The sequence below is a fragment of the Lactonifactor longoviformis DSM 17459 genome, from assembly GCF_900129135.1.
Taxonomy (GTDB): domain Bacteria; phylum Bacillota; class Clostridia; order Lachnospirales; family Lachnospiraceae; genus Lactonifactor; species Lactonifactor longoviformis.
In genome coordinates this window covers 1-22,646 of record NZ_FQVI01000039.1, presented here as the reverse complement: position 1 = coordinate 22,646, position 22,646 = coordinate 1, and the positions used below count along the sequence as shown (strand labels likewise).

Annotated in this window: 24 protein-coding genes and 1 pseudogene; 14 read left to right on the top strand and 11 right to left on the bottom strand. The window is 47.3% G+C overall.

Annotated features, from left to right (window positions below; genetic code table 11):
- Window positions 1-16 precede the first annotated feature (16 nt).
- The 4 genes from BUA56_RS20620 (at window position 17) to BUA56_RS20605 (ending at window position 2,752) form a co-directional block, all read left to right on the top strand.
- Window positions 17-766 carry a tRNA1(Val) (adenine(37)-N6)-methyltransferase gene (locus tag BUA56_RS20620; protein ID WP_072854656.1) on the top strand — a complete coding sequence of 250 codons (750 nt, stop codon included), beginning with the start codon at window positions 17-19 and terminating at the stop codon, window positions 764-766.
- A gap of 74 nt (window positions 767-840) precedes the next feature.
- On the top strand, window positions 841-1,686 hold the full coding sequence (gene rsmI / locus BUA56_RS20615) for a 16S rRNA (cytidine(1402)-2'-O)-methyltransferase (protein ID WP_072854655.1): 846 nt from the start codon (window positions 841-843) through the stop codon (window positions 1,684-1,686).
- Between the two features lie 21 nt (window positions 1,687-1,707).
- A complete protein-coding gene (locus BUA56_RS20610) occupies window positions 1,708-2,061 on the top strand; it encodes a P-II family nitrogen regulator (RefSeq protein ID WP_072854654.1) in 354 nt (117 codons plus the stop codon).
- A gap of 58 nt (window positions 2,062-2,119) precedes the next feature.
- On the top strand, window positions 2,120-2,752 hold the full coding sequence (locus BUA56_RS20605; protein WP_072854653.1) for a nucleoside recognition protein: 633 nt from the start codon (window positions 2,120-2,122) through the stop codon (window positions 2,750-2,752).
- A gap of 10 nt (window positions 2,753-2,762) precedes the next feature.
- On the opposite strand, the gene BUA56_RS20600 is transcribed toward BUA56_RS20605, so the two are convergent.
- From BUA56_RS20600 to BUA56_RS20555, 10 genes are all read right to left on the bottom strand, one after another.
- The gene (locus tag BUA56_RS20600) at window positions 2,763-4,772 is read right to left on the bottom strand and encodes a hybrid sensor histidine kinase/response regulator (RefSeq protein WP_072854652.1); all 2,010 of its coding nucleotides are present in this window, start codon (window positions 4,770-4,772) and stop codon (window positions 2,763-2,765) included.
- A gap of 127 nt (window positions 4,773-4,899) precedes the next feature.
- Window positions 4,900-5,682 (bottom strand): phosphonoacetaldehyde hydrolase, encoded by a 783-nt coding sequence (phnX, locus tag BUA56_RS20595; protein ID WP_072854651.1) that lies wholly within the window; start codon window positions 5,680-5,682, stop codon window positions 4,900-4,902.
- Complete coding sequence (locus BUA56_RS20590) at window positions 5,679-6,776, bottom strand: 2-aminoethylphosphonate--pyruvate transaminase (RefSeq protein WP_072854650.1); 1,098 nt, start codon at window positions 6,774-6,776, stop codon at window positions 5,679-5,681. Before BUA56_RS20590 ends, phnX begins: the two co-directional genes overlap by 4 nt.
- A gap of 56 nt (window positions 6,777-6,832) precedes the next feature.
- A complete protein-coding gene (locus BUA56_RS20585; protein ID WP_072854649.1) occupies window positions 6,833-7,828 on the bottom strand; it encodes an extracellular solute-binding protein in 996 nt (331 codons plus the stop codon).
- A gap of 60 nt (window positions 7,829-7,888) precedes the next feature.
- Window positions 7,889-9,547: an ABC transporter permease subunit gene (locus BUA56_RS20580; RefSeq protein ID WP_072854648.1), complete on the bottom strand. Its 1,659-nt coding sequence runs from the start codon at window positions 9,545-9,547 to the stop codon at window positions 7,889-7,891.
- 15 nt (window positions 9,548-9,562) lie between these two features.
- Window positions 9,563-10,333, bottom strand: coding sequence for an ABC transporter ATP-binding protein (locus BUA56_RS20575; protein ID WP_072854647.1), 771 nt, complete (start codon window positions 10,331-10,333; stop codon window positions 9,563-9,565).
- A gap of 232 nt (window positions 10,334-10,565) precedes the next feature.
- Window positions 10,566-11,450, bottom strand: a complete 885-nt coding sequence (locus BUA56_RS20570; protein WP_072854646.1) for a MurR/RpiR family transcriptional regulator — start codon at window positions 11,448-11,450, stop codon at window positions 10,566-10,568.
- A gap of 268 nt (window positions 11,451-11,718) precedes the next feature.
- The gene (locus BUA56_RS20565) at window positions 11,719-12,195 is read right to left on the bottom strand and encodes a hypothetical protein (protein ID WP_072854645.1); all 477 of its coding nucleotides are present in this window, start codon (window positions 12,193-12,195) and stop codon (window positions 11,719-11,721) included.
- Window positions 12,196-12,213: 18 nt separating this feature from the next.
- Window positions 12,214-13,029 carry a DUF3100 domain-containing protein gene (locus BUA56_RS20560; RefSeq protein WP_072854644.1) on the bottom strand — a complete coding sequence of 272 codons (816 nt, stop codon included), beginning with the start codon at window positions 13,027-13,029 and terminating at the stop codon, window positions 12,214-12,216.
- Window positions 13,030-13,052: 23 nt separating this feature from the next.
- On the bottom strand, window positions 13,053-14,243 hold the full coding sequence (locus BUA56_RS20555) for a M20 metallopeptidase family protein (protein ID WP_072854643.1): 1,191 nt from the start codon (window positions 14,241-14,243) through the stop codon (window positions 13,053-13,055).
- Window positions 14,244-14,636: 393 nt separating this feature from the next.
- Here BUA56_RS20555 and BUA56_RS20550 point away from each other — a divergent pair, with 393 nt between their 5' ends.
- The 3 genes from BUA56_RS20550 to BUA56_RS20540 are packed head-to-tail and all read left to right on the top strand — an operon-like array spanning window position 14,637 to window position 15,728.
- A complete protein-coding gene (locus tag BUA56_RS20550; protein ID WP_072854642.1) occupies window positions 14,637-14,828 on the top strand; it encodes a spore coat associated protein CotJA in 192 nt (63 codons plus the stop codon).
- The gene (locus BUA56_RS20545; RefSeq protein ID WP_072854641.1) at window positions 14,821-15,117 is read left to right on the top strand and encodes a spore coat protein CotJB; all 297 of its coding nucleotides are present in this window, start codon (window positions 14,821-14,823) and stop codon (window positions 15,115-15,117) included. The genes BUA56_RS20550 and BUA56_RS20545 overlap by 8 nt, the downstream gene beginning before the upstream one ends.
- Window positions 15,117-15,728, top strand: a complete 612-nt coding sequence (locus tag BUA56_RS20540; RefSeq protein ID WP_072854640.1) for a manganese catalase family protein — start codon at window positions 15,117-15,119, stop codon at window positions 15,726-15,728. The genes BUA56_RS20545 and BUA56_RS20540 overlap by 1 nt, the downstream gene beginning before the upstream one ends.
- A gap of 62 nt (window positions 15,729-15,790) precedes the next feature.
- On the opposite strand, the gene BUA56_RS20535 is transcribed toward BUA56_RS20540, so the two are convergent.
- A complete protein-coding gene (locus BUA56_RS20535) occupies window positions 15,791-16,030 on the bottom strand; it encodes a helix-turn-helix domain-containing protein (protein WP_341443528.1) in 240 nt (79 codons plus the stop codon).
- Between the two features lie 228 nt (window positions 16,031-16,258).
- Between BUA56_RS20535 and BUA56_RS20530 the strand changes: the two genes are divergently transcribed.
- From BUA56_RS20530 to BUA56_RS23470, 7 genes and pseudogenes are all read left to right on the top strand, one after another.
- Window positions 16,259-17,215 (top strand): GGDEF domain-containing protein, encoded by a 957-nt coding sequence (locus tag BUA56_RS20530; protein WP_072854638.1) that lies wholly within the window; start codon window positions 16,259-16,261, stop codon window positions 17,213-17,215.
- A gap of 125 nt (window positions 17,216-17,340) precedes the next feature.
- Window positions 17,341-18,255: a LytTR family transcriptional regulator DNA-binding domain-containing protein gene (locus BUA56_RS20525; protein WP_084068170.1), complete on the top strand. Its 915-nt coding sequence runs from the start codon at window positions 17,341-17,343 to the stop codon at window positions 18,253-18,255.
- 147 nt (window positions 18,256-18,402) lie between these two features.
- A complete protein-coding gene (locus BUA56_RS20520) occupies window positions 18,403-19,245 on the top strand; it encodes an ABC transporter ATP-binding protein (protein ID WP_072854637.1) in 843 nt (280 codons plus the stop codon).
- A complete protein-coding gene (locus tag BUA56_RS20515) occupies window positions 19,245-19,967 on the top strand; it encodes an ABC transporter permease (protein ID WP_072854636.1) in 723 nt (240 codons plus the stop codon). Before BUA56_RS20520 ends, BUA56_RS20515 begins: the two co-directional genes overlap by 1 nt.
- A gap of 267 nt (window positions 19,968-20,234) precedes the next feature.
- The gene (locus tag BUA56_RS20510) at window positions 20,235-21,329 is read left to right on the top strand and encodes an NAD(P)-dependent alcohol dehydrogenase (protein WP_072854635.1); all 1,095 of its coding nucleotides are present in this window, start codon (window positions 20,235-20,237) and stop codon (window positions 21,327-21,329) included.
- A gap of 14 nt (window positions 21,330-21,343) precedes the next feature.
- Complete coding sequence (locus BUA56_RS20505) at window positions 21,344-22,333, top strand: uroporphyrinogen decarboxylase family protein (RefSeq protein WP_072854634.1); 990 nt, start codon at window positions 21,344-21,346, stop codon at window positions 22,331-22,333.
- A gap of 100 nt (window positions 22,334-22,433) precedes the next feature.
- Window positions 22,434-22,646, top strand: a pseudogene (locus BUA56_RS23470) (IS1182 family transposase); the annotation flags it as partial.

The following is a 22,646-nucleotide window of genomic DNA, read 5'->3' as shown; positions in this document are numbered from 1 at the left end:
GGAAGGAACGAGCTGGATGACAGCAGCGTTATTAGATGGAGAACGTTTAGACGACCTTCAAAATGGTTACAAAATCATACAGGATCCCGGAAGATTCTGTTTTGGTATAGATGCGGTACTGCTTTCCTGGTTTGCAAAGGTGAGGCAGGGAGAAAAGGCACTGGATCTGGGCTGCGGCAATGGGATTATCCCCATATTGTTAAAGGCCCATACCCAGGGAGCCCATTATACCGGACTGGAGATTCAGGAGGAGAGCGCCGAGCTGGCGCGGCGAAGCGTGGCGTACAACCATTTGGAGGACACAATTTCTATTGTTACCGGAGATATCAAAGAGGCCGCGACCATATTTGGGGCGGCCTCTTTTGATGTAGTAACCAGTAATCCCCCATATATGATTCACGCCCATGGACTGCAGAATGCCAATGCCGCCAAGACCATTGCCAGACATGAAATGCTCTGCACCCTGGAGGATGTGGTTGGACAGGCAGCCAAGATGCTGAAAAGCAAAGGCAGATTCTATATGGTACACCGTCCGTTCCGGCTGGCGGAGATTATGGGGACAATGATGAAATACCACCTTGAGCCCAAGCGGATGCAGCTGGTGCATCCCTACCTGGACAAAGAGCCCAATCTGGTGCTGATAGAAGGGGTGCTGAGGGGGAATTCCAGGATAAAGGTGGAGCCGCCCCTGATTATCTATGAAAAGCCGGGGGTGTATACCAGGCAGACGATGGAAATTTATGAAAGCGGGACGTGTTCTTTTTAAAAAGAACACGTCCCAGAATGGGGAAGGGGTGTCCCAAAATGGAACTGCCCTGTCCCCTTTTAAGGAGAGTATTTATGAAAGGCAAGCTATATCTATGCGCCACACCCATAGGGAATCTGGAGGATATTACGCTCCGGGTCCTGCGTACTTTAAAGGAAGTGGATTTGATAGCGGCGGAGGATACCAGAAACAGTGTAAAGCTGCTGAATCATTTTGAGATTGAAACTCCAATGACAAGCTATCATGAATATAATAAAATTGACAAAGGCCGTTATCTGATTGGCCAGATGGATCAGGGGATGAATGTGGCTCTAATTACTGATGCCGGAACCCCGGGGATATCGGATCCGGGCGAGGAGCTGGTGGCTATGTGCTATGAGGCGGGAATAGAGGTTACTTCTCTGCCCGGGGCCTGTGCCTGCATTACGGCACTTACCCTATCCGGCCTTGGCACCAGAAGATTTGCTTTTGAAGCTTTTCTTCCCGGGGATAAAAAGGAGAAGCAGGCTGTGCTGGAGGAGCTGAAGACGGAGACAAGGACATGTATTCTGTATGAGGCACCCCACAGGCTGGTGCGCACCCTGGAGGAGCTTTTGGGGGCGCTGGGGGACCGGAGGGTTACCATCTGCCGGGAACTGACGAAAAAGCACGAAACAGCATACTCTGCGACTCTGCAGGAAGCTGTGGAGTATTACCATACAACGGAGCCCAGGGGCGAATGTGTTATTGTTCTGGAAGGCAGAAGCCGCCGGGAGATGGAGCAGGAGTCCCAGGAGGAATGGAGCCGTATGCCTCTGGGGGAGCATATGGAACTGTATGAAACCCGGGGGCATACACGTAAGGAGGCGATGAGGCTGGTGGCCAGGGATCGGGGAGTGAGCAAGAGAGACATTTATCAGGAACTGTTAAATTGTGAGTAGCCAAAGGCAAGGAGGAAACACATGGGACAGATCAGTAATGTAGTAATAATATTTAATCCGGAGAAACTGACGGACCTGAGAAGGGCACTTAAGGAAGTAGGGCTTTCAGGAATGACGGTAACCAGAGTGGACGGCAATGGCCTCCAGGGAGGTACTGTACGGTATTACAGCGATGATAAAGTAGAAGTGGATCTTCTGCCAAAGATTAAGGTAGAGGTAATTGTTCCCGGCGATAAGGTAGACGAGGTTATAGAGGTGACAAAAAAGGTTTTGAAGACCAGTGAGACCGGCGCAGGAAAGATTTTTGTATATGATGTAAGCCGCGTCATACGTATCAGCACAGATGATGAGGGGCTGGACGCCCTGAATTCATAAACAGCGAATATTTCATTACCTGTCCTCATATAGTATAAAAAACATGAGGAGAAGGCCTATGTTAAATATTTTATGGGGAGCTATGATACTTATCGGGATAACCTACGGCATGATGACCGGGAGAATGGCAGAAGTTACAGACGCAGCTCTTTCCTCTGCAAAGGAAGCAGTTACTCTGTGTATCACCATGGCCGGTATTATGGCGCTGTGGGTGGGTATCATGGAAATTGCAAAAAAATCAGGACTCATTGACGGGATGACCCGGAAAATGCGTCCTGTTTTACATTTCCTGTTTCCCAGAATTCCTGAGGGGCACAAGTGCATGGAGTATATCTCCGCCAATATGATAGCGAACTTTCTGGGACTTGGCTGGGCGGCTACACCTGCAGGACTTAAGGCCATGGATGAGCTCGCCAAACTGGAGGAGGACCGCAGAGAATCCTCCCGGCCGGAAAAGCGGGCGAGGGCAGCAGCCAGGGGAACTGCCAGCAATGAGATGTGCACCTTTTTAATTATCAACATCTCATCCCTGCAGCTGATTCCGGTCAATATCATAGCCTACCGCAGCCAGTACGGAAGTGTGAATCCCACCGGAATCGTAGGCCCTGCCATTGTGGCTACGCTGATCAGCACTGCGGTAGGAGTATTGTTCTGCAAGGTAAAGGACAGATGGTCAGGCGCCGGGGGGTGATCCCGGGACTTTAAAGATAACTGCTCAGCACCCTGGCCAGCTGCTCCAGCTGTACCGGCTTGCTGACGTGCTCATTCATACCGGCATTACGGGCCAGGATAATGTCATCAATAAAGGCATTAGCAGTAAGAGCTATGATAGGGATCTGCCCGGCGTCCGGCCGTGACAGGCTGCGTATGGCTTTGGCTGACTCATAACCATTCATCACAGGCATTTGGATGTCCATAAAAATAATATCGTAATATTGTGAGGGAGAATTCAGAAACATAGTAAAGGCCTGTTCACCGTTGCAGGCCGTTTCCACCGCAGCTCCGGATAATTCCAGAAGCTCTTTGGCAATCTCCATATTCAGTTCATTATCTTCCGCCAGCAATATGCGGTGTCCTTCCAGATGCAGTTCGCTGATATCCTGGGGAGCTTCTGAACTGTCCTCCCGGGAAGAAGGGTTTTTCCGCTTACCTGGCAATAAAAGATCAAAGGTAATGGTAAAACAGCTCCCCTTTGAGGGACAGCTTTCTACCTCTATAGAGCCGCTCATCATTTCCAGGAGACTTTTGGTAATTGCCATTCCCAGTCCGGTACCGGCGTTTTTGCTGGTTCTGGAGTCTGACTCCCGGGCAAAAGGCTCAAACAAGTGGGGGAGAAAATCCTCAGACATGCCGATTCCGGTGTCACTGACAGAGATGCAGAAGCCTGCAAACTGCGTGGAGGCCGTAGGCCGTTCCGTAAGGCAGACGGTTACAGACCCGCCTTCCGGGGTATATTTATTTGCATTTGTCAGGATATTCAGTAAAATCTGTTGAAGCCTGAGGCGGTCACCCAGGACTTCCGGGTGAGCAATGTCCTTGTATGTTACGTTCAGATGCTGCATTTTTTCATCTATGGCAGGCCGGACGACAGAGAGTACGGAGTCTATAAGCCCGGGAAGATGCAGAGGTTCCGCAGAAAGCTCAAAATGTCCGCTCTCAATCCGGCTCATATCCAGGACTTCGTTGACCAGAGAGAGAAGCAGCTCACTGGATACAGCTATTTTGTCAAGGCATTCTCTCACATAGGTACTGTCGTCTGCTCTCAGATTTGCCAGAGTGGTCATACCCACGATGGCATTGATAGGGGTGCGGATATCATGGGACATTTTGGACAGGAAATCATTTTTGGCATTATTGGCCTTTTGTGCCATCTCATAGGCGTCCAGAAGGGCTTTTCGGCTGTCAGCCTCCCGGAGCTTCTGGCCGTGGATATCCTGAAGCGCCAGGATCGCCCAGGACGGCGCAGGTACGTCTTTTCCAAAATAGACCGTACAGGAGATGAAGCGGTACTCCCCGCCGAACTTGGCCCGGTACTCTCCGGTGAAGCGGTCCAGACCCTCACGAATCAGATCCTGAAAATGTACCGGTGAAAAATCTTTTTTCGCAGCCTCCCGGTCATCCGGATGAATAAATGGAAGAGTCAGCTGTAAGAATTCGGGGTAGAGAATATCATCCGCCCGCAGATGCTGAACACATTCTGTGAACTGGATGGTCTGAATCTTCCAGGTGTTTAGATCAATGCGGTAGGTAGCAAAAAATAGATCGTAAAGAGATCCTATAATTTCCTGGTTCAGTTCCTCCAGCTGCTCCTTTTCTTTTTTCAGTATAAAGGTATCCGTAATATTCTGGTGATATCCCTGGAGACAGACACCATTTTTGAAGGTGTGATCCGGGACGCCTCCGCACCGAACGAATATCTCACCCAGCTGTGGATGCTTCCAGCAATACTGGACCTCAGCCCTTCCCTTAAGCAGGATTTCGTTAACCGCTTGTTCCACAATGGCCCTGTAGTCCTCTGAGATATTATCATACCATGCGCAGTAGCATTCCTCCGGAGTGGGTTCCTCCTCCAGGCCTAAAAGCTCCAGCATCGTGGGATCCGCATACATGCGGGGCGGCAGATCATTTTCCAGTTCTATAATCCATAGGCCTGTCATAGCCTCATGGAGCACGCTTTGTATCATACTAATATCCTGAAATCTCCTAATCATAAACCTAGTTCCTTTCCCTTCGGTGCAGTGCTTTATCTGCTGCTCTTATAACTTTAGCACATAATTGGTAGAAAACGCAACAGGGACAGAGATTTGCATCCCTGTCCCTGCAGACGTGTACCGGCTTTTACTCAGAAACTGCCTCCAGCAGAGGAATCAGCCCGGACATATTCATAATTACTGCGTCAGCTCCTGCCTCAAGATAGCGGGTCTTCACCTTCTGTATCAAAGATGCCCGGTGTGAGAGGGGAAGACTATGGTATTCTTCCTGGGTGAGCCCTATTTCAGAGCTTCCCTCAATGATCCCTATGGTGTATACTCCTGCATTTCTGCCTTCCCTGATATCAGAGACAGTATCCCCCACCTTTACCACATGATCGGCAGCGTGTACCCGGAACTGCTCCATATTGCGGTAAATCATATAAGGGTAAGGGCGTCCCATGTTATTCACAGAGTTAGGGCTGAACCAGGCATCCGGCGCGTAGCCGAGCTCTTCAGCTTTCTTTGTCACAATGGCCATCATCTCATCGGTATAACCTGTGGTTGACCCAATGGAGATTCCCTTTTCCCTGAGCTTTGCAGCTGTCTCTAAAACATAGGGCTTTGGGGACGAAAAGTCGGTGAGGATACTCATAAGTTTTTCTTCAAAAAGACGGTACATTTCGTCAATGTCAGATTCCCCGGAAGCCTTCCCGTACTTCTCAAGCCACAGAGCCTGGATTCTGGGCATGGCAAGCATGGTTTTTATATGGTCCCGCTTTAGCATTCCCATAGGTTTTCTCACTTCATCCATGGTTGGTGCAATCCCGAAATGCTTAAATACCTCAACAAATGCCTGAACCGGTGCAAAACATCCATAGTCTACGGTGGTTCCCGCCCAGTCAAAAATTACTAATTCACATTTCTTCATAAGCCTTTCTCCTTTAAAAATGATTCCAGAATATCACACAGACGGTTAATGTCTTCTTTATAGATCTCGCCAATATTTCCAATGCGGAAGGTTTCAGCTTCTGTTACTTTCCCGGGATAGATGGCGTAACCTCTGTCCTTTATGTACTGATACATCTCCTGGAAGGAGAAGCTGTGATTCTCCGGATAAAAGAAGGTGGTAATAATAGGACCCTGATGGCCGCTCCCGATATAGGGTTCGATCCCAAGCTGCTTCATTCTCTGAATCAGCAGACGATTATTCTCCTCATACCGTCTGCTGCGGGCCGGTATTCCCCCCTCCTGTTCCAATTCCTTCAGAGCCTGAGAGAATGCCAGAACCACATGGGTGGGAGACGTAAACCTCCACTTGCCGTCCTTTTCCATGGTCTCCCACTGGTCGTAGAGGTCCAGGGAAAGGCTTCTTGCCTTACCTTTGCTCTCCATTAACTTCTCCCGGTTACAGATAATGAAAGAAAATCCCGGAACACCCTGAATGCATTTATTTGCGCTGCTTACCAGGAAATCGATACCCAGCTCCCCTACCGGAATATCCACGCCGCCGAAGCTGCTCATGGCGTCCACAATAAAAGCTTTCCCCGCGCTCTTTACTGCTTTTGCCACAGAGGCAATGTCATTGAGAATTCCGGAAGTGGTTTCACTGTGGACCATAGCCACATGGGTAATATCCGGGTTTTGCTCTAACAGCACCCGAATCTCTTCCGAATCCGGAACTTTATCGTAGGACTGGCTGTATAGAAGGAAGGGGATCCCGGCATGGGATGCAATATCAGCCATGCGTTCCCCGTATGCCCCGTTTGCCGCGATTAACAGGCGGTCATGGTCACCGGTCACGCTGGTGAGTACGGATTCAACTCCGAAGGTGCCGCTGCCCTGCATGAGTACCACAGTGTAGTCCTCCTCGGATACATGGGCCAGGGAGAGGAGCTGTCTGCGGATACTCTGGGTAATTTGTTTGTAGTCATCATCCCAGGTGCAGTGGTCAAACAGCATTTCCTTTTTCACAGTTTCTGTTGTGGTCAGAGGGCCGGGTGTCAGTAATTTGTAGTTTTTCATTTTGTTTTCTCCTGTATCATATATTTTCAGCTCCGGTTTCCCGGAGGAGTTATCCTTTATTCGGGTTTGCAGCTGTCAGAAAGCTCCTGGTGGCGCTTAAGCAGATCTACGGTGAGTGGTTCACTGAAAATCTTGGGATTGCCGGATTTGTCTGCAGTGGCTTCGGTTTCCCCCTCGTAGAGAGGGATGGGGTAAGCAGCCAGCAGTTCTTCCCTGGCATTGTCCATGATGCACTCCGCCATCTCCATGGCAGCCTCTTTGCTTTTTGTCCCTTTGTCTAAGACAGCAGCCGATTCGGTCAGAGAGAAATTTCCCTCTGCCGGATCTATATAATCTACAGGCAGCCCGGACTCTTTGTCGGCCGCTGCCTGATGGCGAAGCCCGAATCCGATGGCGGCTTCCCCGGCCCGAACTTTTTTCAGTGGTGCCGAACCGGAATCTTCGATGTGATCCCCCGCGTTCTTATAGATTCCCTTTAGTACTTCTTTGGCGCCCTCTTCTCCGTACTCAGATACCAGAGCCTGAATCAGAAGCCATGCCGTGGAGGAAGAATTAATATCGGTGACAGAAACCATATCTTTGTATTCCGGATTCGCCAGGTCTTTTATGGAGGCCGGGGCAGGCAGCTGATTTTCTTTCATCATTTCCGTATTGATAATGACAGCACCCTCCTGTGCGGTAATGGGAGCACAGTAAGCCGGATAGGTGTCCAAGGTTTGTACATCAAAATCCAGGTCTTTAAACATCTTATTCTGTTCCTGGGCACTTTCCAAATAGAAGGTACTCATAGTAACCAGGTCAGCCTCAATATTGGAGCCCTCAGCCAGAAGTTTGCCCCCCAGCTCAGAAGTTCCGAAGGACTGCAGTATGTACTGATCCTTAAATCCGTTGTTATCAAGGGCGTGTTTCATGGCAGTGATCGCTTCGTCGTCAGCATTGGAGTAGATTACAACCTTATCCTTCTCCGAACTGCCGTTGCATCCTCCCAGTATTGTGCATATTCCCAGGGATGACGCTAAACCTAACAATAGTATTTTTTTTGTGTTTTTCATAAAGTATTCTCCTCCTTTTACTTTTCAATGTCAATAAAACATTTTCATAATTGTTAAAAATTACTGTGCTGTTTTCACTGCCCTGGATTTTGATGCAGCAGTTTTTTGCTTCCGGTTAGCCAGATACTGAAACAGAGATTTGGCGGCCAGGTTGGTAAAGAGAATCAGGAGAGACAGTACAAAGATTTCATTATATTTATTGTAGTACTGTAATTCTTTGATTTTTGTTGTGATTACCATAGTTCTGGCACCTGCGATAAAAATAACGGCACTAATGGTTACCATTGCATTTACGAAGTAGTAGCTGAACACCTCCAGGATGGTGGACACCGCGTTGGGGGTAACTACCCGTAGAATTGTCTTTATCCAGTTATCCCCCATAAGCATAGCCGTTGTTTCCCAGGAGGCGTTCATCTTGGCGAGAGAATTTTTCATCATCAGATAGGGCGTGGAAAAAAAGTGGATAACGTTACATACAATGATAATGAAAAATGTGTTCTGAACAGCAGTTCCCGAGAAGCTGAACAGAAAGGCCAGACCGATTACCATGCCCGGGATAGTGTTGGTTATCAGGGCAATACCCTCAATCACATTCTTAAGCTTCTTATTTACGGTGCTTCTGGCAGTGACGAGAGCGGCACCGTAGGCAGCCAGAGTGCCGAAAACAGCCGTGGCAGCAGCGGTAAACAGGGAGTTCTTACATACACCGAACAGGGCGTCGTCTGCAAATACAGCGGTCACATGCTCTAAGGTAAAACGGATATCATAAGGCCATTCAGAAACAAAGGGAACCACAAAGATAACAGCGAAGACTGACAGCACTCCGGTTATAACAAGAGTGCTGAGGATGCCGCACACCCAGTCCCTGGCCCTATTCTTGTGCAGTTCTATAACGGAAATCTTACTGTATCGTACATTGTACCGTTCCAGATACTGCAGTACTAAAATGCTGGCCACAGAGGGGATCAGCATTACCATAGCTACAACTGCCCCGTTATGGAAGTCAGGCACACTCCCCAGCATCTCGTCGTACAGTACACCGGCAATCACCTGAAACTTTCCTCCCACGGAAGCGGGAATACCGAAGTCGGTAAAGCAAAGAAAAAAGGACTGGATAAAGGAAGCTGCCAGTGTTCCCATAAGAGGGCGGATAATGGTCATCATAAAGGCAGAAAGCCCGTTGTCCCCCATAATACGGGAAACGATCATGTATTTTTTATCTATATATCCCATGGTGTTGTTAATCAGCAGAAAAGAGATGGGAAGTGTATAGATCACATACCCCAGCAGCAGTCCGTTAAAACCATAGATATCAAAGAGCTGCCGTCCAAACAAACGGGTGAGCAGTCCCTGTTTTCCAAAGGAATAGATTATGGAGAAGCCGTAGGTTATGGTGGGTAGAAGCATAGGAAGCAGCGCGGCTCCTTGTATCAGGGATTTTGCCCTTCCGGGTACGTTGGTATAATGAATGGTATAGGCCAAAAGGAAGGCAATGGCCGTGGTTGTCAGGGCACTGACCGAAGCCACCAGAAAGCTGTTTCCCAAAGCTTTCCCGAATCCTCTGGATGCAAATACAGAGAGGTAGCTTTCCAGTGAAATTCCGCTGTCTCCTACGAAAGATTTGAACAGCAGCCGCACCATGGGGATTGCCAGAAAGACGGCAAACAAAAGGGTAAGAAAAGCAAAAATAACTTTTATTTCTTTGTTTTTTTGTTTCATTCTTTTTCTCCGCCCTTAAAAAGCCATTCCGTTTGCCGCAACTGTATCTTCAAATAAGGAATAAATATTATTACGTTTGATTTCCAGCTGGTTTAGGATGAAGGTTTTTACAAAGCTATTCTTAGGTTTATGTATAATTTCACAGGGCTTATCGTACTGGGAAATCATACCTTCATTTACAATCAGCACCCGATCGGAAAGGGTCAAGGCTTCCTCCGGGTCATGGGTGACAATAATCGTGGTCAGATGGTACTCTTTGGCAATGGTTTTTATACGCTCTTTAATTGACTCCTTTATGACGCCGTCCAGGGCACTCAGAGGTTCATCCAGAAGCAGAATCTTGGGCTTCATCACCATGGTGCGGGCCAGGGCAACCCTCTGCTTCTGTCCCCCGGAGAGCTGATCGATTCGTTTGCGCAGATGTTCCTCCAGGCCCAGGAGTTCAACCAGTTCGTCCACTTCCTCACTGGTGGAAATTTCCGGTTTATTTCTAAGCCCGTAAGTGATGTTCTGATATACATTCAAATTGGGAAAGAGAGCATAGTCCTGAAATACAATATTGAAGCCTCTCTTTTCCATGGGTTCACGGGTAATATCCTTTCCGTCAAACAGGATGGACCCGCTGTCGGCATCTGTAATTCCCAGTATAAGATTCAGCAGAGTAGTCTTTCCGCAGCCAGAGGGACCAAGGATGGATACAATTTCTCCGTCCCGGATATCCAGGGAAATGTCTTTTAAGACAGGTGTTTTGTCATATGATTTTTTCACATGTTGTAATTGCAGCATGATCTCTACTTCCTTTCTTTTTATAAGCTATGTACTTGTTCTGGCGGGCATTTATGGATGCCCGTTGGATATTCTGTGAATTTCGTTCCCGTCTGGAACATGGTCATTATAGCAACGGGGATGGAGAATAACAATGAAATGCAGTTCAAAATTAGGTTAAGAGAATGTAAAAGAAGAAAGGGACAGGGGGCGGATATTCGGTAGTATTTCTACAGAATACCCGCCCCCTTGTTCAGGACTTATATGCCTTATCACTGATAATCCGGCTGCTTTTATCCAGTTTGCCGGCAAAACGGTTATAATCGCTTACTATAATTCCCAGATAGAGCATATCCACCAGAGCTAACTGGGTGGTTCTGGAAAAAATGGCGTTCCCGTACAGAAGCTGTTCATTAGAAGTGCAGAGCAGGAGATCTGCGTATTTTTCAATCACAGAATTCCTGAAGTTTGTCATAACGATTGTCCTGGCTCCGCTTTTTCTTGCAGTGCGCATCACATCTACCGTATCCCGGGAGCTCCCGGAATAGGAGATTCCTATGGCGACATCCTCTCTGCCCATGTTGCTGGCAGCAATCCTCTGAAGATAATAGTCGTCAAAGGAATGGCAGGGAAGACCCAGATATAAGAGTTTGGTGCAGAGGTCCTTAGCTGTCGCCAGGGAGTTCTCCACTCCAAAGATGGAGATGCTGCGGGCGCTGACCAGTGCCTCCACCGCACGCCGGAGAGTATCCCCGGAGATGAACTTGAGGGTATCCTCCAGACTCTGGATGGTGGTGGCAATTATTTTTCCCGGGACATCCTGTACAGAATCGGAGGGAGTAACCCGGTAGCCGTACATAGCCCGGACATCCGGAGTCTGCCCCTCTTTCTCCTCTTTTCTGGCCCGGTCTTTTATGAGGGCATACTGAAATTCCTTATAGCCTGAAAACCCAAGGGCCTTTACAAAGCGTAGTACCGTTGGCTGGCTCACGCCTGCTTGTTTGGCAGCGTCAGCCAGGGAAAGGGCCGGAATATCCTCCTCCCGGTCCAGAACATATTGCCCGGCTTTCTGTTCGGAGGGCCTTAGAGAAGAGAAGCTGTTTTCTATTATAAATCGAACTGTATTTTTTCTATGCATATGCGGTCTCTGCAGCGGTCTGCATCGGATGTAGTAACACTACAGAATCTCCTTTCCTTCACAGAGGGTGAACTGTTGTAGATCTAACTCTTATTATAAAGGAGCGGCAAAAAACAGGATGTAAAATGTTTGTAAAGTCTTTCTTAAGAAGCAGCCAAGGCGTTATTCAAAGGTGCCAGGGGAATGGAGAGAAAGGAAAAAGAAAACAGCGGAAGCCCTAAAAAGGGTTCCGCTGCTCTCAAACCAGTAAAAATATATGAAGGGGAGATTATATAATGCCCGTCATACTTAAGATAACCTGTGCGACCACTGCGGATCCCACAAAAGTACCAATCATAACAAGTGCTGCCACCAGGATGCCTCTCCAGCCGATTTTTTTGAATTCTGCCCAGCTCTTCCCCATGGATACGCCGGCAAAGGCAAGGACAGGAGTGGCAAGAGGAAGCATTTCCACTTTTCCGGTATAGGCAACCACAGCTTCGCTTAAAGGGCTGACAGGCATGGCAACCAGCAGGCCCACAATACTGATGTACACTACAGAAGGAATGTTAAAGGGGATCAGCTCAGAGAGCGTATAGCCCACAAAGGCAATTGCAAGAAGAATCAGGATCCCGGGAAGGCTCTCCATGAGGCCGAAATCGCTGTAGATCCAGTTTCCGATATAAGCAATGGCTGTGATCAGAAGCATAATGAGACAGTATTCTAAAAATGTATCTAAGGTGAGACCTTTTTTTGCTTTTTCCATCGTTTGTTCCTCCTTTGTCTAGTTGGTTTTCACTTTCCTGTTTTTGCCCAGCACCGGTTCTAGTTTTCTGTACAGGAAATTACACAGAGGCAGTCCTATGAACATGGTCATATAGATACCGTCGGCTGTGGAGAGAAGGTTGCTGGTTGCGGCGTAAGCTGTAATTTCTGTTGCCATATCAGGAAACATGGAGACAAGGGGAGCTGAGGCGGCTGCCATCATACTTCCGCTTCCCACACCGGTTGCCATAGCAATGGCGAAGGGGTGCAGAGGGGTAAAGGAGGCCAGAACACTGGACATAACCCCCATAAAGATCGTACCGATCAAAGTACCTACAATATAGATAATCATAACCCCGCGGCCTTCGGCTGAGTCCAGTCCATATTTGGAGGCGATAAATCCCACGTTGGGCTCTCGGGCGATAGAGTGTGTCATACCTACTGCCTCACGCTTAAAGCCAAGGAGCAGTGCGAAGGGAAGCGCAATGAGAATGGTTCCCAGGTTTCCCAGCTCCTGGAGAATCAGGGCGGGGCCTGCTTTGATCACGGCCTCAATGGCAGCGCCGCTCTGGACGCCGACTTTGGCAATAAATACAGAGATACCGATTACGATAAATTTGTCAGCCATGGAGGTCTGCTCTTTATTGACCCACTTGACAGGCTTCGCCAGGTACAGAATGAGCCCCAGGGCCATAGCGTACAAAAGGGGCAGGAACATAATACTGCCGGATCCGATAGGGATTTTGAGCAGGCCTATTCTTTCAGATATCATAACGATCACCAGTACGGTGATGAGAAGTTTCCAGCTGGAAAAGATTTCTTTGAACTTATTCATATATATCCTCCTTTGTGCAGAAATTAGAATTTTTCCATGGCTTTTACAGCAGCCATGGCATAAGTGCCGGCTCCGATTACGATAGCCCGCTCATCGGCCTTGAAGTGGGGGCTGTGCCATGGATAGATACAGTCCTGCTCCTCATTTCTTACACCCAGCCAATAAAGAAAACCGGGGGCATATTTCATATACTCAGAGAAATCCTCTCCCCCTGTAACGGGAATGGGATCAAATACTTCTGCGCCGATGGATTCCACGGCATCTTTTGCAATATCAAATAACTGTTCGTGGTTGTCTGTGACCGCCAGTTCATATATGTATTCCAGCTCGCCTTTGGCTCCGTAGGCTGCGGATACCTGTTCCACGATATCACGGATTCTCTGCTCCACATAGTGCTGAACATCCTGGCTGTAGTTCCTTACGGTGCCGTACATTCTGACTTCCTCAGGTGTAACGTTATTCACCGTACCCTCACCGGCCTTTACGTTGCAGATAGATACTACACAGGAATCAATGGGACTGACATTACGGCTGACGATAGTCTGCAGCGACTGGATAATGGCGGCTGCCACAACAATGGGATCGATATTTTTCTGAGGCATTCCTCCGTGGCCGCCCTTGCCTGTAATCTTAATATTGATTCTGTCTACAGAGGCCATAAGGGGGCCCTTTTTTACGGCAACACATCCATAGGGGACATGGGGCTCATTGTGCATGCCGAAGACAGCATCGACGTGAGGGTTCTCCATACATCCCAGGGCAACCAGTTTTTTCGCTCCCAGGTTAACTTCTTCCGCGGGCTGGAAGAAAAATTTTACCGAGCCTCTTAAATTCTCACGCACAGATGCCAGCAGACGTGCCGCTCCTAATAGAGATGCGGTGTGAGTGTCATGACCGCAGGCGTGCATCTTGCCGGGGCGCTCTGAGGGATAACTGCTTGAGGACTCCTCCTGGATGGGGAGACCGTCGATATCCGCCCGGAGTGCAATGCAGGGACCGGGCTGGCTGCCCTCCAGCAGTCCTACGACTCCGGTTTCAAGTCCTATATCCAGTATCTTTATATCCAGTTCCTGGAGTACGGCGCGGATGTATTCGGTAGTGTCATACTCCTGAAAACTGAGCTCTGGGTTTTTGTGCAGATGACGGAAGGTTTCAATAAATTGCGGGCTCATTTCTTCCATCAGTTCTTTGATTCTGATACTGATATCGTTCATAGCTGCTCCTTTCGGTAATAAATATTTGAGGGACTTTCCTTATTTTTCTGCTTATTATAAAGAAAACAATCCTAAGTATAATTGATGTATGAGAGAATTTGGATAGATTACTAAATAAACAGAAAATATATATATTTATTTTCATATAGTACAATAAAAAAGGTAATAGCCAATCTTGACTTTTTTTTTACCGATTTAACACTTTTTGAGAAAAATTTTATAAAAACGACATATTTATTAAAAAAGTATAAATAAGTTCACCGATAGAGGAAAAATGGAATCCTTTATCTCCCAGAATTACAATTTAAGAACTAACGTAATTCGGCGGCAAGTCACACATACTATGATTGAACCTCGGTGTTCTTATTTTACAAATGAAAGGAGCAATACGATATGGAATGTACCTGCCACGGAACCCAAAGCAGTGATTTTCAGCAGGAGTGTACCTGTATCCTGGCCATGGCATCTGTGCCTGTCCAGAGCTGGGGAAAGATTTACGATCCCTCAACAGCTCTGAAAAAAGGCACGATTTTTGCCGATCTGGACCTGCCATTTTATATTACAGGAGGTGAGAGCCATGCCTGACAGAACAGCACTATTAAATGAACTGAATGATATCAGTTTTGTAATGAATGATGTCACCCTCTACCTGGATACACATCCACTGGATGAGCAGGCTCTGGAACTCTTTGAACAGAGCAAAAACAGAAGAAAGCAGCTTATGCAGGAGTACGAACAGCAGTTTGAACCGTTAACCGTTGACTGTGTCTGCGTGAATTCTCACGGGGCTTCCCAGGATTTCTGCAATTATCCCGGCCAGCGGCATTTTACCTGGGTTGACGGCCCAACACCTTGGGAAGGAGGGCATATCTAATGTGGAATTATGAAAAAAGACTTCAGTATCCTGTTAAAATATCAAAAACCTGTCCGAAGACAGCCCAGCTGATCATCAGCCAGTTCGGCGGACCTGACGGGGAATTGGCTGCTTCTATGAGATATCTTTCCCAGCGGTATACTATGCCATGCAGAGAAGTTGCTGGCCTGCTCACAGATATCGGAACAGAGGAGCTTGCCCATATGGAGATTGTCAGTGCTATTATCTATCAGCTGACGAAAGATATGAGTATAGAAGATGCCAAAACAGCGGGATTTGACGCTTATTATATTGACCATACTTCCGGACTTTGGCCTCAGGCTGCAGGGGGAATTCCTTTTAATTCCTGTGAATTCCAGTCCAAGGGAGATGCTATTACAGACTTGTTTGAAGATTTGGCAGCTGAGCAAAAGGCAAGAACCACTTATGATAATATTTTAAGAGTAGTTCAGAATCCGGAGGTGCGGGATCCCATTAAATTCCTGAGAGCCAGAGAAGTAGTACACTTCCAGAGATTCGGTGAGGCTCTCGAGAAGACAAAGAGAAAGCTGGATGAGAGAAACTATTATTTCTTTAACCCTGAATTCGATAAACAGCTGCTGCGGCAGTAAAGAGTAAAAAGAGAATCCGGCAGATACCGTGAGAATGTGCCGGGTTCTCTTTTTTATACCATTTACGTAAAGGTGGACAGTAAGTTTAAAAGTGATATTTGCTGTTCCTTATTCAATCTGTTCCAATGCCTCAGCAGTTCTTTCTGCATGGGAGAGAGTATGACAGATTCGCAGCCATCCCAAAAAAACTGGGAGAGTGTAATGCCAAAGGCGCTGCATATTTTCTCCAGGGACGATACGGAGGGAAGTATATCCTTTCGATACCAGGAAGATATGGTGGACTGCGGGAGACCCGACTGCACAGACAGCTGATACTCTGACCAGTGCCGCTCTTCCCGTAATTGGGAAATTTTTCCTAATATATCCAAATAATCACCGTCCTTGCTAAGTTATATCGTAAATTATACTTGTAAATATCGTTGTAAAATAATAATATTTATCGTATAATTATTACGATTATATTTATTACCGAAATTTTAAAATACATGCAGATCCAGGGACCTTGGTCTGCGCAGACAGGAATATAAAAAATGGGAGCTGGAAGAAAAAAAAGCAAAATAATTATTGCTACGAACAACCGAAATAGAATGGATAACCTGCGTGCCATATGCCAGGTCTCATTTGATGTCCTGGAATCAAACTGCGGTCAGGCTGCCCTGGACCTTCTGGACACGTATGGACTGGGAATATCTGCTCTTCTGCTGGACTTTTCGGAAGATGCTGCAGGGGCATGGGATGCTATGGAAAAGATCAGCCAGTCTGGGTTTACTGATCTGATTCCTGTGGTTGGGCTTATGAGGGAAATAGAGCTGGATAAGCTGGAACGGGCGCTTTCTCTTGGAGTTTCTGATATTCTTCAGGAGCCTTTTTATCCCCGTCTGGTAAAAAGAAGACTTGAGAATCTGACCCACATGAATGCGCAAAAGACAGAAACGGAAAAACTAAAAATCCAGGCTGCCACGGACCCTCTTACAAGGCTGCTGAACCGCCGTGCACTGGAAGAGAAAACGCGTCAGATACTGAAGAGGGAAAAGGAATTAACCGCAGTGTGCCTGATGGATCTTGATAATTTTAAAAACATCAATGATGTCTATGGCCACAGCGCAGGCGATAAGGTTCTGGCAGCAGTATCCTCGTGCCTGCAGCAGAATATCCGCAAAGAGGATATCATCGGCCGGGTAGGAGGGGATGAATTTGTGATTCTTCTCAGACATATATTTTCGCCGGAAGATGCCAGAGAAAGAATGCAGAATATCTGCACGTTATTTGCAGATATCCGGGGACAGCTCAAAGTAAGCAGCAGCGTGGGAATTGCAGTATTTCCCAGGGATGGAACAGAATACAGAGTTCTCTTTGACAAGGCGGACAAGGCATTGTATCATGCCAAGAATATGGGAAAAAACCGCTGTATCCTGTATGAGGAGAGCTTTCATCAATGTCCGTTCCAGTCTTCGGTATCAAAGGTGGATGGATCCCACAGATGTTAAAAGAATACAGGTCTGTAAGTATCATTTGGCTGATATTTACAGGCCTGTTTTGGTGTATTACATGGACAAAGACAAAATAATATAGTAAAATTCTTCTCAAATATGTTAGGAGGAGGCACAGTATTTTGGATACTAAAATATATGACTCCATTCCTGAATTGCTGGAAGGTCTTTCTGATCATGGCAGCATTCATCTGGAATGCAATCAGGAGGTGGCGGAGGATATATTTCAATATATTAGATCGCACTGGGGGGCGGCCGATACGGCATTTCTCACCTTTCAGGACAAAGGATACGAACGGCAGACGGTCATGGAATATATCGGTTTTTTTCACCGCTTATTCGGAGAGACGAGAGCGGTAGAGGACATACTGGAGGATTTTGACCTGGGGGACGTCCGTAAGGCAAAGATGAGATCCCTCAGACCGGGGGAATATACAAAGATTCAGCTTGCACGGGTGAGCATGCAGAATGCAAAGCTGTATTTTCTTGCGGAGCCTCTGACAAACCTGAATGAGGGAGCTATGGGAAAAATCCTCCGCTGGATTGAGGAGCGGAGGGAGGCAGGCGCGCAGTTTGTTACCATCAATTCCTCCCTGAGGTATGCGCTTATGATGCCCGGTACAGCCTTTTATGCTGAGGATGGTAAGTTCTGCGAGGTAGAAAAGGACGGGGAAGAATCGGAGGCCCTGGAGGAAGAACTGGAGATACTGAAGATTCCCGCGAAATCAGGAAACAGCACGCTGCTTTTTGAACCCAGAGAGATTGACTATGTGGAGAGTATGAATAAATGCAGTTATCTGTCTGTCAGAGGGACCCTGTATCAGACGCAGCTGCCTATGTATGAGCTGGAGGAGGTTTTAAAGAAGGCAGGATTTTTCAGGTGCCACAGATCCTATCTTGTGAATATTCAGAAGGCAGAGCGGTTTGAAAAGTGGACAAAGAATAGTTATGTCCTTATTCTGAATAATAAGGAACATAGTCAGATTCCCCTGTCAAAGGGGCGGATAGAGGAGATGAAGGAAACATTTCACTGGTGATTTTTGTCTCCGTTCGTCCCTGCTATGGCTCCATTCGTCCGATTTTTGTTTCCTTTGGTCCGGCAGAGGCGCTGAATAAGCGGATAGTATTGCATTTTCCGGATGCTGTGGCATAATGGGCTCAAACAGAACAAGGAGGACAGCAAGATGAAGGAAATGATATATCTGGAGGATGTGTGTCTTGATTTTGGAAGCAGTTTTAGCCTGGACCATCTCAGCTTTCAGGTGATGCCTGGAGAAGTTTTTGGCTTTTTAGGCCCAAGCGGAGCCGGGAAGACCACTACCATGAAGCTGCTGACAAAACAGCTGCTGAAAAAATCCGGGCAGATACGGATCCTGGGAAAAGAGATCGAAAAGGTGGAGAGAGCGGATTATGAGCGCATCGGTATCCTGTCTGATACCAGTGGTTTATACGAGAGAATGACCATAGAGGAGAACCTGAATTTTTTTGCCGCGCTTCGTAACGTACCAAAGAGCAGTGTGAGGGATACTTTAGAGAATGTGCGGCTCTATGACCAGAGGAAGACGCTCCTGAAAAAGTGTTCCAAAGGTATGAAGCAGAGGGCAGTACTGGCAGCCTCTCTTCTGCATAAGCCGGAGCTTTTGTTTCTGGACGAGCCTACCAGCGGTCTGGATCCCGCCACGATTCAGGAGATACATAAGATGCTAAGACTCCTGAACCGCCAGGGGACCACTATATTTTTGACCACGCATAATATGGAAGAGGCGGATAAGCTGTGCGGCAGAATCGGAATTCTGCATCAGGGTAAGCTGATTGCCGGAGGGAGCCCTCAGGAACTGAAGCTGGAATACGCCAGGGATGAGATAGAGGTGCTGACTACGGATCGGGAAACGCTGAAATATCCCAAGAACCGGGAAGGCGGGGAACGGATCCGCGAATTGCTGGAGCAGGGACGCTGCCTTACCGTACATTCCCAGGAGCCGAATCTGGAGGAAATATTTTTACTGCTGACAGGGAGGGAATTTTAATGAGTATATCTATGAGAAAGTTTAGCGCTTTGTATAAAAAGGATTTGATGGATTTTATTAAAAATCCGGCTATTTCTGCCAGCGTGCTTCTGCCCGTTGCATTTGTATTGCTGTATAAGTATGTGGTAGGCCCCAACCTGGCCAAGGAGGAGGTCTCGGGATTCCTTTTGAATTTGGGTCTGCTTATGAACTGCAGTATGTCAGGCGTGTTGATTGTGTCCACCTCTGTGGCTGAGGAGAAGGAAAAGTTTACCTTAAGAACGCTGATTCTGTCTAATGTTAGTGCTATGGAATTCTTTTTATCCAAAATTCTGGTGGCTGTGTGCGTCACGTTTCTGGGGAATTTGGTGATCTTTCTGCTTTCGGGAGAGCCAATGGAACATATACCTGTGTACATTCTTGCCTCTCTGCTTGGGTCCTGCTGTGTGATTATGATAAGCGCTCTTATTGGCCTGCTCAGCAGGGATCAGATGAGCTGCAGCGTTCTGCAGATCCCTGTGATGCTTCTTTTTCTGATTCCCCCGGCCATGGCATCAGGTGCGGTTTTGAGATTTTTGGCAAGGATCACACCTCTCGGGGCAATGCTTCAGGTGTATTACAATCTGGTACAGGGAAAGTTTGGAGGCAGTACGGTACTGGCTTTTGCAGTTATCCTGGCCTGGCTGGCCGCAGCCGTTTTATTGTTTGGGTATTTTTATAAAAAGAAGAATATAGATAATTAAAGATATACCGGATACCGGCCGTAAGGGCAGTCTCAGACAGCATTCATGGGACTGCCCTTATGCTGTGGTACACATTCTTAAAACTTTTTGGTCTTATAAGTGCACGGGGAAAGGGTGTTGTCCGGGTTCTCTTTTCAGAAAGGGACATATGTTAAAGTATATATGTCCTTTTGGGAAATGGAATTTATATGTTGTGCAATATATACTAAATATAATTGAAAAAACGGCATAGAGTATCTATTATAACGAACCAGGAGGTAATTGCGTATGAAAGTACAAGCAGCAGTTGTACATGAAGCCGGCCAGCCTTTCCAGATAGAAGAAGTGGAGCTGTCCGGGCCAAAAGCAGGTGAGTTGCTGGTGAAAATCGTGGCCAGCGGGGTCTGCCACACAGATGAAGTGGCACAGCATCAGGGGATTCCGGTTCCCCTTCCGGCCGTGCTGGGGCATGAGGGCTGCGGTATTGTGGAGGATGTGGGGGAAGGAGTCACTGAGTTCCGGAAAGGCGACAGGGTAAGCTTTTCCTTTGGCTTCTGCGGACACTGTGAAAACTGCCTTTCCGCCCACCAGCATGCCTGTGAAAATTTTAATGCCATCAATTTTGGGGGCGTAATGGCCGACGGGACCAGACGGCTGTCTCAGAATGGTGTGGAACTTTCATCATTTTTCGGCCAGTCCTCCTTTGCTACTTATGCAGTCGTACATCAGAACAGTACCATAAAGGTTACAGACGATACTATTGATCTGGCGCTGCTGGGTCCTTTGGGCTGCGGAATACAGACGGGGGCAGGGGCGGTTTTAAACAGACTGAAACCGGCGTTCGGTTCGAGTATAGCGGTATTTGGCTGCGGCACAGTGGGCATGAGCGCCATTATGGCTGCCAAAATAGCGGGCTGCGACAAGATTATTGCCGTGGGAGGCAATAAAAAAAGTCTGGAATTAGCGTTGGAGCTGGGGGCAACGCATACGGTGAACCGGAAAGAATGCGATGATATTGTGGCAGAGGTTAAGAAAATTACTAACGGAGGCACACACTACAGCATAGATACTACAGGAGTGGGAGACTTTGTAAGAAAGGCTCTGGCTAGTGTACGCTTTATGGGAACCTGTGTGGTCCTGGGGGCAACGGGGGATCTGACCATTAATGTACAGCAGGAGCTAATGGGAGATGCCAAATCCCTTATTGGAATTGTAGAGGGAGATTCTATTCCAAAGCTCTTTATTCCCCAGCTGATAGAGTATTACAAAAAGGGCCGGTTCCCCTTTGACCGCCTGATTAAATTTTATGATTTTAAGGATATCAATAAAGCATTTGCCGACTCCCATAATGGGGATGTGATTAAGGCGGTTCTGAAGATGTAGAGAGGGGGAAGCGTATGTTAACAAAAAGAGAAAATTTGCTTGAGACTATTCGGGGAGGGAAACCGGATCGTTTTGTAAATCAATATGAAGCCTTCGATATCATAAGAGAGGATCCCTACACCCTGAAATATCCGGATCCCAACCCGGGAGAACTTGATGTGAAAACCGGATGGGGTGTTACCAAAACCTGGCCCAGGGATCTGCCGGGGGCATTTCCCATCCACGATGAGGCACATATTGTGTGCAAAGACATTGCTGCGTGGAAAGACTACGTAAAAGCTCCTCCCGCTGTCTACCCAGAGGAAGCGTGGGAGGCGGCAGTCAGGCATGCAGAATCCGTAGACCGAAAGGAAAAGTTTGCTATGGCTTTCATCGCACCTGGGGTATTCGAACAGTGCCATTACCTCTTAGAGATCCAGAACTGCATGATGGCGTTCTATGAGGAACCGGAGGCAATGCACGAGCTGATAGACTATATAACAGACTGGGAGATTCAGTATGCGGAGCAAATCTGCAAATACATGAAACCGGACGGCCTCTTCCACCACGATGACTGGGGAAGCCAGATTTCCACCTTTATATCTCCGGAAATGTTCGGGGAATTCTATCTTCCTGCCTACAAAAAAATCTACAGCTGCTATCGGGAGAACGGCGTAGAACTGATTGTCCATCACTCAGATTCTTATGCGGCTACACTGGTGCCCTATATGATAGACATGGGAATAGATATCTGGCAGGGTGTTATGACATCAAATAACATCCCGGAGCTGATCCAAAAATATGGTCCTCAGATCTCCTTTATGGGAGGGATTGACAGCGCAAGCATTGATCATCCAGGATGGACAAAGGAGGAAGTCAGACGGGAAGTACAAAGAGCCTGCAGAGAATGCGGAAAATTATACTTCATACCGGGCGCCTCCCAGGGGCTGCCGCTTAGCACTTTTGAAGGGGTATACGAGGCGACATCCGAAGAAATAGACGCTGTGAGCAGAGAAATGTTTTAGGTCCAAAGAGGCTGTGAAAAAACAGTCCGAATAAAAAAAGAGGATTTTCAATACACTTTAGTGGTTGAAAATCCTCTTTTTGTGGTAAAATTTATCTGCTATGAAAAACAATACCACAACTTATTCTATACCAAAACAAGGCACTTTGCCAATGTTTATTTCAGATTTTCTTGATATTTGTGACCCTGTTTTAACTTTTGACAAATTCATGGAGGGAATTGATCTAACTAAGTATCTCGACAAACTGCCGGCGCGTGAGACCGGACGGGTCAGATATAATCCTGTCAACATGTTAAAAACAGTTCTTTTCGGG